Origin of the sequence: Arachidicoccus ginsenosidivorans (assembly GCF_007971385.1) — a bacterium.
Classification (GTDB): Bacteria; Bacteroidota; Bacteroidia; order Chitinophagales; family Chitinophagaceae; genus Arachidicoccus; species Arachidicoccus ginsenosidivorans.
The window spans coordinates 2,948,906-2,961,944 of sequence record NZ_CP042434.1; the positions used below are offsets into that span (position 1 = coordinate 2,948,906).

11 protein-coding genes are annotated in these 13,039 nt (G+C 45.1%); 9 read left to right on the forward strand and 2 right to left on the reverse strand.

Going from position 1 to position 13,039, the window contains the following annotated elements:
• Positions 1–30 precede the first annotated feature (30 nt).
• From FSB73_RS11790 to FSB73_RS11810, 5 genes are all read left to right on the forward strand, one after another.
• Positions 31–210 carry a hypothetical protein gene (locus FSB73_RS11790; RefSeq protein WP_146782265.1) on the forward strand — a complete coding sequence of 60 codons (180 nt, stop codon included), beginning with the start codon at positions 31–33 and terminating at the stop codon, positions 208–210.
• Entirely contained in the window at positions 195–1,082 is an 888-nt protein-coding gene (locus tag FSB73_RS11795) for a hypothetical protein (protein WP_146782267.1), read from the forward strand. Before FSB73_RS11790 ends, FSB73_RS11795 begins: the two co-directional genes overlap by 16 nt.
• A gap of 25 nt (positions 1,083–1,107) precedes the next feature.
• Positions 1,108–2,043, forward strand: a complete 936-nt coding sequence (locus tag FSB73_RS11800; protein ID WP_225973957.1) for a ThuA domain-containing protein — start codon at positions 1,108–1,110, stop codon at positions 2,041–2,043.
• A 144-nt stretch (positions 2,044–2,187) separates the two neighbouring features.
• The gene (locus tag FSB73_RS11805) at positions 2,188–3,063 is read left to right on the forward strand and encodes a ThuA domain-containing protein (protein WP_146782270.1); all 876 of its coding nucleotides are present in this window, start codon (positions 2,188–2,190) and stop codon (positions 3,061–3,063) included.
• A gap of 98 nt (positions 3,064–3,161) precedes the next feature.
• Positions 3,162–4,280, forward strand: coding sequence for a DUF5009 domain-containing protein (locus FSB73_RS11810; RefSeq protein WP_225973958.1), 1,119 nt, complete (start codon positions 3,162–3,164; stop codon positions 4,278–4,280).
• Here FSB73_RS11810 and FSB73_RS11815 read toward each other — a convergent pair.
• Positions 4,245–4,445 carry a hypothetical protein gene (locus FSB73_RS11815; RefSeq protein ID WP_146782273.1) on the reverse strand — a complete coding sequence of 67 codons (201 nt, stop codon included), beginning with the start codon at positions 4,443–4,445 and terminating at the stop codon, positions 4,245–4,247. The genes FSB73_RS11810 and FSB73_RS11815 overlap by 36 nt on opposite strands.
• 161 nt (positions 4,446–4,606) lie before the next feature.
• On the opposite strand from FSB73_RS11815, the gene FSB73_RS24870 reads away from it, so the two are divergent.
• The 4 genes from FSB73_RS24870 to FSB73_RS11830 all read left to right on the forward strand — a co-directional run bounded on the left by FSB73_RS24870 (position 4,607) and on the right by FSB73_RS11830 (position 11,828).
• Positions 4,607–6,142 carry a glycosyl hydrolase family 18 protein gene (locus FSB73_RS24870; RefSeq protein WP_262712318.1) on the forward strand — a complete coding sequence of 512 codons (1,536 nt, stop codon included), beginning with the start codon at positions 4,607–4,609 and terminating at the stop codon, positions 6,140–6,142.
• Between the two features lie 2 nt (positions 6,143–6,144).
• Positions 6,145–6,585, forward strand: coding sequence for a ThuA domain-containing protein (locus FSB73_RS26675; RefSeq protein WP_262712319.1), 441 nt, complete (start codon positions 6,145–6,147; stop codon positions 6,583–6,585).
• 31 nt (positions 6,586–6,616) lie between these two features.
• Positions 6,617–8,668 (forward strand): glycoside hydrolase family 9 protein, encoded by a 2,052-nt coding sequence (locus tag FSB73_RS11825; protein ID WP_146782276.1) that lies wholly within the window; start codon positions 6,617–6,619, stop codon positions 8,666–8,668.
• Between the two features lie 64 nt (positions 8,669–8,732).
• Positions 8,733–11,828 carry a glycosyl hydrolase family 28-related protein gene (locus FSB73_RS11830; RefSeq protein WP_146782279.1) on the forward strand — a complete coding sequence of 1,032 codons (3,096 nt, stop codon included), beginning with the start codon at positions 8,733–8,735 and terminating at the stop codon, positions 11,826–11,828.
• 41 nt (positions 11,829–11,869) lie between these two features.
• Here the strand turns inward: FSB73_RS11830 and FSB73_RS11835 are convergent, their stop codons facing one another.
• Positions 11,870–12,556, reverse strand: a complete 687-nt coding sequence (locus FSB73_RS11835; RefSeq protein WP_146782282.1) for an alpha/beta fold hydrolase — start codon at positions 12,554–12,556, stop codon at positions 11,870–11,872.
• Positions 12,557–13,039 lie beyond the last annotated feature (483 nt).

Here is a 13,039-nt window from a genome sequence, read left to right on the forward strand (position 1 = left end):
TAAGAAGGATTAATTAAATAAAATTTACAGATGAAAAAGCAAAATATAACTTTTAAGATACTGGGGGCCTGTTTGATCATGATGCTCATCGCACTGAACTGTAAACAGGATTTTCTGCAGGGCGTAAAGACTAGTTCCAATGGGAAGGTCTATATACCGGAAGTGGCCGGTCAAAAAATATTATTGCGGGACTGGTGGACGGGCAGATGACCTTGGATACCACAGATAAAACGGCTAATTTTCTGGTCTCTGTATTTAGAGGCGGCTTTGGCGATACCAGTGCTTTTAGTGTGGAAGCTGGTGTGAGTGATGCGCTTATTCCAGCGCTCGTCTCAACGGGCACCCTGCCTGCTGGCACGGTAGCACTGGCGGCGGATGCTTACAGTATTCAGACAAATATTGGGATGCATTATCAGGACGGCATCATGCAGGGGCATATTGCGCCAAAAGTAAAAATTGAGGCACTCTCTGCTTACGTAGGCCAGACAGTGGCCATTGCGCTGGAATTAAAAAGCAGTTCTAAGTTTTCCATTAATGATACCATGCGGCAAATGGTTGTTTATTTTAATGTGGATTCTTTGTTGGATGAAGCCATCCCGCCCACCAATCTGATTGATCCTTCGGCCTGGCAGATCCTGCATATTGCGGATAATGACAATGTATTGTTTACCATAAATCCTGATGGGTCTATTTTGGCCACCGGGGGTAATAATGGCCATCAGGGGGTTTTTCAGGCGGTACAGGTGCAGGCGGGTAAATCCTATACAATTAACCTGCATGTAAAAGGTTCAGGCGCGACCGATACCTGGTATGAAGTCTATGTGGCGTCCAAGGCGCCTGTTCAGGGCGTAGACTATACCAATGATCCTTCAGACATCAAAAGGTTGTCCTTAAATACCTGGTCTGGATGTGGTAAAGCTCCTTTTGACGGGGCACTGGCGACAATTTCTTGTTCAGGAAGTGGCAATTTGGTTAAATTTACCAGTGCCGGTACCGTGTATATTGTCATTAAAAGTGGTGGTGTCAGTTTGGGTACGGATGGCATCCTGGCTTCTGATATTGATTTTAGAAGGGTACAATAATATTAAAGTTTTAAAATAAGTAAAGATGCAGCAGTCTAGAAGGATTATAGTCCATAAATGTATGGCAGATTTGCCTGTCTTCTTCCGGAGGCTGCTGCTGACAATTATTGTGACTACTGCCTTACAGACCGCCCTACACATCGCCTTTGGCCGGTCAATGAAGAGTAGCAACAGCCAAAGCAGTATTAATAATACGCAAATGCTGAGCCATATAAAGGCTAGTGGACAACTGGCACCGGATACAGCGCGTTTTGCGGTACTGGTGCTTTATGAAAACGGTGGGCATCATCTGGCTTATTCCAAGGCGGCCACGGCATTTCTCAACCGGTGGTCAAAACAGCAAAACTTTAGCGTGCACTATATACAAAACGCTGATTTGATCGATTCGGCCTTGCTGTCTAAATACCAGCTGTTTATCCAGCTGGATTATCCACCCTATAGCTGGCCGCAGCGTTCGATGCAGGCTTTTAGGTCAGCTGTTACCAAGGGGCGTCTGGGCTGGCTGGGTTTTCATCATGCGACGCTTTTAGGTGAATTTGATGGTTATCCGATGTGGAATTGGTTTAGCTGGTTTATGGGGGGCATTCGTTTTAAAAATTATATTGCGGATTTTGCTTCAGCCTATGTGGATGTAAAGGCGCCACACCATCCTGTTATGCAGGGGGTGCATTCCAGGTTTTTAGTTAGTCAGGAGGAGTGGTATACCTATGACCAGGTGCCTGGCCCCTACATAAAAGTACTTGCCACCGTAGATGAGTCCAGTTACCGGCCAGATACGGATATAAAAATGCATGGACCGCATCCTGTGATATGGACAAATACAAAGGTAAAAGCCCGTAATCTTTATATTTTTATGGGGCATGGTCCCGGTTTATGGCAAAACCCGGATTATGTACGCCTGTTCTGGAATGCACTATTTTGGACGGCCGGTAAAAAGCCGATGCATGGTTTTACTGATTGACGGGGATATGCATTGGTCAGGTAGCAAATTTGGGATAAGATAAGGAGATACGCCTAGAATTGTTGCTGGAAATGTATAGGTATAAGCGAATAGGTCATGCGTTTAATAAATTGATAAACGACATTTTTTATTAAAAACAACCCTATGATCAGATCTTTTGGACAAAACTTTGAAAACAGGATTTTACGGGGTAAATCGACGGGTGTATGTGCCCATGGCTGGTGTGTTTTTCTGATGGCGGCATTTATGCTCCTGACAGGGATGAAGGTTCACGCTGCCGATGAACTTTTGGGAACCCTGCGGCCGCCTTATCCTGAATTTAAAATCCTTATGCTCTATTCCAATACGGTAGAGCCCGATCATGTGGACTTTAAAAATACTGCCCTTGTTTTTTTTAAACAGTTACAGCAGGGGCGAGAGTTTGATATGGATACCAGTTCGGATATGCAAAGTTTATGCACGAAAAAACTAAGTGAGTATAGTCTGATCGTAATGCTTAATGATTTTCCCCATACGGATCAGCAGCGCGAGGCATTTGAAGGTTATATGGAAAATGGGGGCGGCTGGCTGGGTTTTCATGTGGCAGGATATAATGATAGAACCACCCACTGGCCCTGGTTTGTCCGGTTTTTAGGCGGCGCTGTTTTCTATACCAATAGCTGGCCGCCGGTACCGGCAAAACTGGTCGTGGATTTGCCGGGTCACCCGGTTACCAAGACCTTGCCCGCTACTTTTATATCGCCCAGCAATGAGTGGTATCAATGGAAACCCAGTCCAAGACTGGATAGTAATGTTCAGGTGCTGGTTTCTTTGTCCGCCGAAAATTATCCCCTGGGTTTAAAAGATATTTTAAGAAGCGGGGATAATCCAGTCGTCTGGACCAATAAGCGTTACCGGATGGTATATATGAATATGGGGCATGGGGGTGCTATTTTTACAGATGCCACACAAAATAAACTTATTGTAAATACTTTCAGGTGGCTGGTGTCACGTGACCCGAAAGGCAATGTATTTGATTAGCCCATGAAAACGATCACTTCCAGAGTAGATTCCTTAGATGTAATGAGGGGACTAACCATCTTTCTCATGCTATTTGTCAATGACCTGTATGAACCGGGGTGCCGCACTGGTTGGTGCATGCCAGTGCAAACGAAAACAGCATCGGACTAGCAGATCTGGTTTTCCCGGCCTTTTTGTTTATAGTAGGGGTATCTGTGCCATTTGCAATAGAGGCACGAAGAAAAAAAGGGGCTGGAATGAAGCAATTGCTGGCGCATATTTTGGTCAGGACAATTAGTTTACTTGTGATTGGTGTGCTGATCTTGAATGGCAGTGAAAGGATCAATCAGGAGCTGACAGGTATGGGTAAGCTGGTCTGGCTTTTTTTGCTTTATACATCCATCTTTCTTATCTGGAATAAAGGAGCCGGCTTTTTACACAAGCCACTGGGTAGAAAGGGTGTTTTAATCGTTTTATTAAAGACAGCAGGTTTTCTGTTATTAATATGCTTGATCTGGAAGTTCCGGGGTGGAACCCCGGAGCACCCTACCTGGCTGCGTCATGGTTGGTGGGGAATCCTTGGATTGATTGGCTGGGGATACCTTGCAGCAGCCTTAACTTATGTATTGGCGGGGCGTAAAATCCTGTATTGTGTGCTGCTCTGGCTTTTGGCCTTATTGCTGAATATCGCTGGTCTTTCTGGCTTGCTGGATTTTATGGGTCAGGGCTGGTTAGTGGATATATTGGGTGTCTGGCTTGGCGGGAATGTACCTACGCTAACTTTGGCCGGTCTGGTTGTCGGAATGTTGCTCAAACGTGAGGTTTTTGCAGGTAGTGGATTTGTCAGCAGGCTGGCCTTATTGGGACTATTTTGTCTGGTGCTGGGATTTGGACTCAGGCACTGGTTTATTTTTTCTAAAATTATCGGTACGCCCAGTTGGGCTATGGTATGTGTCGGGGTCAGTATGCTGGTTTTAGCTGGACTTTATTATATTATAGATATCAAGGGGAAGAGATTCTGGGCCAGGCCATTTGGATGGACGGGGCGCAACGCCCTGACCACTTATCTGGCACCCGATATGATTTATTTTGTAGTCTGGTATTTTGGCTGGCCTTTGTTTTTCTATAAGCAGCCTATGTGGGTGGGTTGGGTGATTGGTGGCTCCTTGCTTTGGGCCGTCGCTATGTTATTTTATGCCCGGTTACTGGCAGTGCTGCATATCCGGCTTCGCCTGTGACCAGAGCAGTAACCAAGTGGCTGTAACTATGGCCGCTGCGCCTCCTTTCTGATGGTTTTTAGGTTCAGTCAGCTTGGTCGTTGGCTTGGTCGTTAGCTTGGTCGTTAGCTTGGTCGTTAGCCTGGTCGTTAGCTTGGTCGTTGGCCTGCTTTTATTTACAAACACCTGCCACTTGTATTTTGATTAGGGGCATTAGAATTGGGCATATTTAATAATCCTAGGCTCAATAGTCGCAGCAGACATTCCTAATGCGTTAAATGGATATCTGAAAAAACTGTTTTGAAGCCTGTTTTTGGTTTACTAACACATCTAAAAATGTAATTATAATGCAGCACTTTAAACGTAGCAGTGGACAAGGTAGTAATCCGCATATTCATATTAAGGGTATTAGCAGCCTATTGGTTTTACTGCTTTTACTGTTTGAACTCCTGCCAAAGGCTAAGGCAGCTGCTTTTTTCAGGACTTCAAAGGATAGTCTGATTGTCTTAAGGGCGCAGTCGCAGCCTAAAGTGGCGCTGGCTTATGTTACGTCCTGGTCAACGATACTGCCTGATCCTACCTATCTTACACATATTAATTACGCCTTTGGGCATGTCAATAAAACTTTTAATGGGGTACGTATTGCCAATCCTGACAGACTAAAGGCCATCGTGGTTTTAAAAAAGCAAAAGCCTGACTTAAAAGTCTGTTTATCTATCGGCGGATGGGGTAGTGGCGGCTTTAGTGAAATGGCTGCAAGTGCGACCCACAGAAATAGTTTTGCCCTGGATTGTGAAAGAATCATAAAGGCCTTTGATCTGGATGGTATTGACATTGACTGGGAATACCCGACCAGCTCCAGCGCAAAGATTAGCGCCTCACCGGAAGATACGAAAAATTTTACCTTGTTGATGCAGGACTTGCGTGGGGCTATCGGGCAGGATAAGTTGCTGACCCTGGCCTCGTCGGCTGGTGCAGGTTACATCGATTTTAAGGCCATTGTTCCTATCGTTGATTTTGTCAATATCATGGCTTATGATATGTCTGGTGCCCCCAGGCATCACGCAGGACTGTTCAGATCTTCTATGAGTGCGCATTTGACGGCAGATGAGGCTGTCAGGCTGCATGTGAAGGCCGGCATGCCGGCCGGTAAGCTGGTATTGGGGATCCCTTTTTATGGACATGGCCGGGCGCCGCTGCCAGGATATTTGGATTATAAGAAGATTATTGAGCTCAAAGGCTATCAGCATCACTGGGATGACAGTGCCAAGGCGCCTTATTTAACGGATGATACCGGCCGGATCTTGATGAATTATGAAAATGCGGCTTCTATTGATATTAAGGGGCAATATATCCGAGCGCACCATCTCTTAGGGGCAATGTATTGGGATTATGCAGCTGACGCTCCCGATAAGGTTTTGCAAAAGACGGTCTTTGAATCTTTGGGTATGCGTACCTCAAAGGCATTAAAAACAGAGCCAGCTATTGCCCAGGTGCCTGCAAAGCGCCCAGCCTTCTCTGTGCTGGCCTTTTATTCGGCTGATTTTGATCCGGCGCATATCAGTTTTGCCCATGAGGCCAACGGCTGGCTGGCAAGCGCGGGTAAAGAATTTGGATTCAGTTATGATTCCACGAAAAATTGGTCCTTATTGCAAGACAGCAACTATATGAAAAAATACCAGGTGGTGCTGTTTTTGGATAATGTGCCTCCTGCCAGTGCACGACCTGGTTTTGAAAGGTATATGAACCATGGTGGTGGCTTTATTGGTTTTCATGTGAGTGCATTTAATGACCAAAAGCATATTTGGGACTGGTATTATGATGATTTTTGGGTTGTGGTTTATATAAAGGGAATACCTGGCGACCCACCAGCGCCATTTTAAAAGTGGATCAACTTACGCATCCGGTAACCAGGTTGTTGCCCGCTTTATTTGAGTCAGCCCCCAATGAATGGTATAAATGGGAACATAATCTAAGGGATAATCCAAATTTGGAGGTTTTACTAAGTATTGATTCTTCCAGCTTCCCGCTGGGAATCGGTCCCAAGTTATTTGAGATATGGCACAAAGGGGATTACCCGGTGGTCTGGACCAATAAGAAGTACAATATGGTGTATGTAAATATGGGCCATAACGATATGGATTATGAACATAAATATGGCCCAGGCAATGCCACGCTATCCCACACCTTTTCCAGGGAAGCAGAGTGTCGGATGTTGTTAAATGCATTGTTCTGGCTGGGCGCTAAATCTGCTTTGCCGGATTTGCCGATCCATACAGACCCTATTTCCAAGGTAGAATTGCAAGTTCAGCAGATCCAACCTTAAAAAATTTATTGTTATTTAAAATCATTAATAAATGGCGCGTCTTTTTATATTTTTACAACGCATGACGTGCGCTTGTTTTGCAGGCCACCGCTGGCAGTATGAAGCATTAAAGCGGGCAAATGGGTTAAATAGGAAGATTGTCATTATGAGTGTCCTTGGAATCACTTGCTTTTTACAAGTGGACGGCAGCCCGAGAGTGATTACTTTGCAAGGGCCACCAGCTAAAACCATAGCCGTTAGTGAGCCACCTGTTTTCAGGTTGGATCAGTTTGGCTATATCAGTCAAGGGGCCAAAAATGTGATTTTTGAATGGCCAGCATCCATATGGAAAGAAGATATTGATGGCCAACGGGATTCCTTTTTTGTTTACCGGGTTTATCCTGTGCTGAGTGGATCGACAGGTGCGGGCAAATCGATGGCCAAAGTACTGACGGGTGCGATGCCTCAACCAGTAATGATCACTCAGTGGTTTAAGGATCGCCGGTATTATGTGCTGGATGTATCGTCTTTGCAATCACCAGGTAAGTATCAGGTAGTTGTGAAGATTGGTCCAAAAAGTTTTTCTAGTGCTGTTTTCAGGGTATTAGATAAGGCAGCTTTTGTCCACAAGGGTATTGGCGCGCTACTTAATTATTTTAGCAGACAAAGAGCCAATACAGCTATAGAATGGGCAGCTGATGCGCACCTTAAGCTTAAAGGCAGCACCAGACGGGTAGATCTGCGCGGGGGCTGGTGCGACGCCTCTGGAGATGTCAGTAAGTATTTTTCTCATCTGGCCTATACCAATTTTATGAGTCCCCAACAAATACCGCTGGTTACCTGGTCATTGGTTCAGGCAACGGAGAAATTGGCACCGTCGCTCAAACAGTGGTATTTATTGGACAGTGTTCAATCAGAGAGCCTCTGGGGTGCTGATTATCTACTGCGGTCTTTATCTGACAGTGATTTTTTCTACATGACGGTATTCAGTTATTTTAAAAAGGATCCTGCTTTTAGAGAGATCGTAGGGCTGGAGGCCAATAGTGTTACCACTACTGATTATAGATGCGCCTTTAGGGAAGGTGCCGGTGTGGCCATTGCGGCCCTTGCCAGGATCAGCTGCTGGAAGTTAAATGGCCATTTTACAGCTACTAACTACCTTAACGGGGCAAAGCGTGCTTATCAACATTTATTAAGCTTTAACAACAGGTACGATGATGATGGGGTGCCTAATATAATTGATGATTACTGTGCGCTGATGGCCGCCACGGAACTCTGGAAGGCGACTGGAGATAAATTTTACCGCCACGAGGCTAGGCATTGGGCTGGAAGATTATGTGCGCGGTATATGCCTGATGGATATCTGAGAGCGGACGGGCCTTACCAGGGGGTGAATACAATGACTCAGACACAGACTCGGGTTCGGATCCTTAACGCCACGCCGAGGCCTTTTTGGCATGCAAGCGATGCAGGTATGCCGGTGGTCAGTCTGATCCGGTATTTGGATATGGAAAAGGAATCTAATTATAGGAATAAAGCCATTAATATCATCCGGGATGTATTGAGTCATCAATTGGCCATTAGTAATGCAGTGGTCAATCCTTTTGATTATCCGAGGCAGCAATTTTTGTATAAAGGCAAGCTGGAAACAGGCTTTTTTATTCCCCATGAAAATGAAAGTGGCTGGTGGTGGCAGGGGGAGAATGCCCGTCTGGCCTCCCTGGCTACGGCGGCTCTGTCGGGCGGCGTCCTTTTAGAACCGCAGGGCGGGCAGGCTGAAGCTCAAATTATTCAGATTGCTGGCTTGCGGGGACGCCTTAAGTCAGCAGCCCTGCATCATCTTTCCTGGATTACAGGTTGTAATCCATACGGTATTTGCTTTTTATACGGGTTTGGGTATAAAAATGTGCCCTATATGCATTCAAATTATGGTCATGGCAGTGAGACGGGTGGGATTTCTAATGGGATTACCGGGTTAAATAGTGATGGCACCGGGATTGCCTTTAGGACGGAAGATCAGGGCAATGAATGGCGCTGGACGGAACAGTGGCTGCCACATGCCGCCTGGTACCTGCAGGCACTGACGGCCCTTGGAAGCCATTAATGGCCCCTGGATCAGAGAGCGCAATTAGTAATATATTGATTTAAGGATTAAATATAATGATGATATGAAAATGATATTAAACCATATTATGGCTGGACTGTTTATGCTTTTTATCTCTCCGGCCGGCTGGAGTCAGTCAGCCAGGCAGATGAGCGGTCGCCAAAAGCCGAATACGGCTTTTGGGGCTGCTGGTTCTTATTACCTGACAGCACCTAAGGATACGGCGGCTTATTATTTTACAACAGAGAACTTTGGAGCAGGAGCCCGCGCGGATGGCAAGACAGATGTTACCCTGACTTTGCAGGAGGCGATCAATAAGCTAAAAAGGGAAAAGAATTTTGGTATTGTTTTTATCCCTGAAGGAACTTACCTCATTAGCGGGACAATCTATATCCCGGCTGCCATCCGGTTAATTGGCTATGGAAGCCATAGGCCTGTGATTCGTTTAAAAAATAATGCTCCTGGCTTTGATAGGCCTATTATATCCGATAAAGGTAAGGCTGCATATATGTTCTGGTTTACCTCCGGGATCTCTTCCAAAGAACATATATCGGACGCGGGAGCGGGTACTTTTTACAGTGGCATGAGTAATATTAACCTTGAAATTGGCAAAGGGAATCATAACGCAGTTGCACTCAGGACGCATTTTGCGCAGCATAGCTTTGTGGAACATGTGGATATGGCTATTGGAGAGGGTAAGGCCGGCATCTTTGATGTGGGTAATGAGATTCAGGACGTTCGGTTTTACGGAGGGGATTATGGCATTTTTACCACGAAGGCCTCTCCGGGATGGCAATATATGATGCTGGATACTTATTTTGAGGGGCAGCGAAAGGCAGCTATAAAAACCCAGGAGGCTGGTCTTACCATAGTCAGGCTCCAGGCTAAAAATGTGCCGATAGTCATTGATGTGGATCAAGGATTCTGGGAAAAACTCTATATGGAAGATTGTGTGTTGGAGAATGTTTCGGATACGGCCATTCAGATCGGTTGGGCCAGCACCCCTGAAACCCAGGTCAATTTAAGGGGTATCAGATTGAAAAATGTGCCAGCGCTGCTTACGGCTAAAGATCAGGCGTTATTGCCTGTAACGGCTGCCTCGCCAATATATCTGGTAAAAAGCTATACTGCAGGTTTGGTGATGGATAGCCTAAATGCCATTGCAAGTGAAAGGCAGATAAATAAAAAGGATGTAAATATAGATATGGTGCCTCTAAGTTCGTTTAATACCAATCTTCAAACCGATATTGCACCACTTCCAGCGGTAAAAACATGGGTCAATGTAAAGACACTGGGCGCCAAAGGAGATGGAAAGCAAGATGAGACTGCTTTGTTGCAGGCGGCAATTGACAGTTTTGCGGTGCTTTATTTTCCTGAGGGACGTTACCGGATCTCCAAGACCCTACAGCTGAAACCGGGTACTATGCTCATTGGGCTGCATCCCTTTGCCACGCAGATTATTTTGGAGGATAATACAGCTGATTTTAGTGGATTTGGAGGGCCGGTGCCTATGGTGCTGTCCTCAAGAGGCGGCCACAATATAATTACAGGCATCGGACTGAATACCGCAAAACGCAATACCAGAGCGGTCGCTTTGCAGTGGGAGGCCGCAGCCGGCTCCCTGGTTAATGACATTAAGTTTATTGGAGGTCATGGCACCATGCGCAGCCCGCTATATGCAGAAACGGGTAATATTTATGGTCGGGGTGAGGAGGTATTGTGGGACCGTCAGTACTGGAGCCTTTGGGTGACACGAAATGGCGGCGGCGTTTTTAAAAATATCTGGTCAGCCAGCACTTATGCGGCCGGCGGGGTATATATCTCTAACACCCATACGCCAGGCAGGATCTATGCGATGTCTATTGAGCACCACAAAAGAAGTGAAGTTCGGTTCAATAATGTAAAGAACTGGAAGGTTTACGCCATGCAGACAGAGGAAGAAAGCAGGGAAAGTACCCAGTGCCAGCCGCTGATGATAGAAAATACCGCTAATATAACTTTTGCCAATTTATATATGTTTAGGGTTATCCGGGTAAATCAACCCTATCCCTATGCCATCAGAACAGCCAACGCGCAGGATATCCGGATTTTAAATCTGCATAATTATGCCCAGACCAAATATACCAGCAGTCATAGTTTGTATGATATCAATAAGCAGGTGTATGTGATGCCCTGGGAATTAGCTTCTCTGCACCTCGTAAATACCCAAACCAATACGCAGACTGCCAGAATTATGCGTAATACCCGAAAGTTAGGTGATGGCGACCTAAGATTAGAGGGAATGGAAAAGGGAATACTAAGACTACTGGCAAATGGCTTTGAAATGCCCGAAGGGCTCTGTAGAGATAGTAAAGGGAATGTTTATTTCTGCACTTCGGGCAAAAAGCGCATTTATAAATGGTCTGCCGAAACTGGGCTGGTAACTTTACTGGGTGATTATCCCTGGGAGCCTTTATCGCTGGCCTGTGATAAAGCGGATCATCTTTTAGTCGTTTTCAAATATGTGCCCATGGATGGGTATCTGATAAATGGTAAACAGGAGCAGTTTGAAAACCCTGCCGATGCGGGTGGAACCTCCTTTAGCGGCTGGGGCAATTCAGGATTTGGGACTTTAGTGTATAGTCTGGATCCTGAGGATCCTGATCATAGTATTACTTTATGCAAAAAAGTGGCTATGGGTAGCATAAGCCCGGTTGCCCGGGCTTATTATCCAGCCCACCGGTGGCGAGATTTTCATGATTACAAGCAGGTGGTGGTAGCACGCCCGGATAGTTGCTGGGTTGCACCAGATGGTCAGACGATTATCCCCGTTGTTTATGATCTGGCCAGATCGACCTCGCTGGCCAGAGCGGTACCAGGCCAGCCACTTTATGTTACTGATGAGTATAATGAATACTCCTATCGGTTGCAGGTAGATCAGGCGGGTTTTGTTTCCGGATTAACGCCTTTTGCACCCAGGGGCAGTTTCTCTATTGTACCACAATCCGACGACCTTGTATGGATCGCAGACGGTACCTTATATGGGTATAACGCTTCTGGCAAGTTAGTCCGCCATATCAAACTGCCCGAGAGAATTACGGGAATAAGTGTTGGAGGGCGAAACGGGAAGCAACTTGTCATAAGTACCTACAATGGGCTGTATCTGTTAAGTGACCTTTAATAGCTGAGCTAATTACCAGGGATATAAATTAGCACTACGATCTAAGCTTCTGCGAGCTCGTGCAGGATCGTTGTAAGTCTTTCAGGTGCCTCTTTCATGATATTATGGCCGCAATTGATTATTTCAATATGCCAATCCGGGCTATTCTTCCTGGCTTCATATTGATTTTTAAAGGGGGTTGCTTCCCAGCCGCTGGCGTATATTAATGTCCGGTTGCAAATTTGCTTATAGTTACCGTTTAACCGTATGCTTTGCAGGAATGTGGCCATGGGGTGCGGCATTCTTCGGGTTTCTGTGCCTGTGGGCACAGCAACCGTAAATCCGTCATGGCCTACTCCTAGGACAAAGAGGTCTCTGTAAATATCGCTTGTGAGTTTCCAGCAGGAATCACCATTTTCTGGGATATAGGCATCTATATAAACAAGCGAATGTATTTTTTCCGGGATCTTATCGGCAACGCCTGTAATAACCAAGCCGCCATAACTATGGCCGCATAAGATTACGTTGTGAAGATCCTGCGCTGTCAAAAGGTCCACTACATATTGAATATGCGTATCCAGGTTTATTTGTTTTTTTTGATTTGAAGTGTCACTTTCAAGGCCGGGTAAGGTTAAGGCTAATAGTTTATGGCCTAATTTTTCAAGTCTTTCTTTTATGGAATCAAAAGCCCAGCCTCCATGCCAGCCACCTGGGATCATTACAAAAATTTGTTCTGTTTTTTTGTTCATGGTCTTGATTGAATTGCAATTAATGACGATTTTATATTGCTAAAGGTACAGCACTTAGTTAGAACTTATAATGTGGTTATATTTACAGGACAGAAAATCACCGATAGATTCCTAAAAGGTCGCTTTCTTTTTCAGGTAAAGTGGTCAATGTTTTAAAGAAAAAAGGGTGATTTATGGATTAAAATAGAGGGAATAAATAATGTTTCTCTCGTTGCCTTATTTTTTTTTCTTTGCTGAAACCCTTATAAACATTGCTACTTCAAAAATAATTTCAGAAAAGATATCAAATAAGTTTGGTAGAGTAAAAATTCCGCTTACCTTTGCAATCCCGAAACGGAAAAAGCAAACTGAATCGGTCAGCTCTTACGGTAAGATTAGTCTCTAAGCAAATGGTTAACAATAAGTTGTAAGACGTGAGCTGAAAAGAAAAATAAAAAAATCTACTTAAATAAATTTGGTTAGTAAAATAGAGTTTACTACCTT

Coding starts and splice junctions, on each gene's coding strand:
- FSB73_RS11800 (WP_225973957.1), top strand. CDS start 1,108: ATGCAGCAGTCTAGAAGGATTATAGTCCATAAATGTATGGCAGATTTG.
- FSB73_RS11805 (WP_146782270.1), top strand. CDS start 2,188: ATGATCAGATCTTTTGGACAAAACTTTGAAAACAGGATTTTACGGGGT.
- FSB73_RS11790 (WP_146782265.1), top strand. CDS start 31: ATGAAAAAGCAAAATATAACTTTTAAGATACTGGGGGCCTGTTTGATC.
- FSB73_RS11825 (WP_146782276.1), top strand. CDS start 6,617: ATGGCGCGTCTTTTTATATTTTTACAACGCATGACGTGCGCTTGTTTT.
- FSB73_RS11835 (WP_146782282.1), bottom strand. CDS start 12,556: ATGAACAAAAAAACAGAACAAATTTTTGTAATGATCCCAGGTGGCTGG.
- FSB73_RS24870 (WP_262712318.1), top strand. CDS start 4,607: ATGCAGCACTTTAAACGTAGCAGTGGACAAGGTAGTAATCCGCATATT.
- FSB73_RS11830 (WP_146782279.1), top strand. CDS start 8,733: ATGAAAATGATATTAAACCATATTATGGCTGGACTGTTTATGCTTTTT.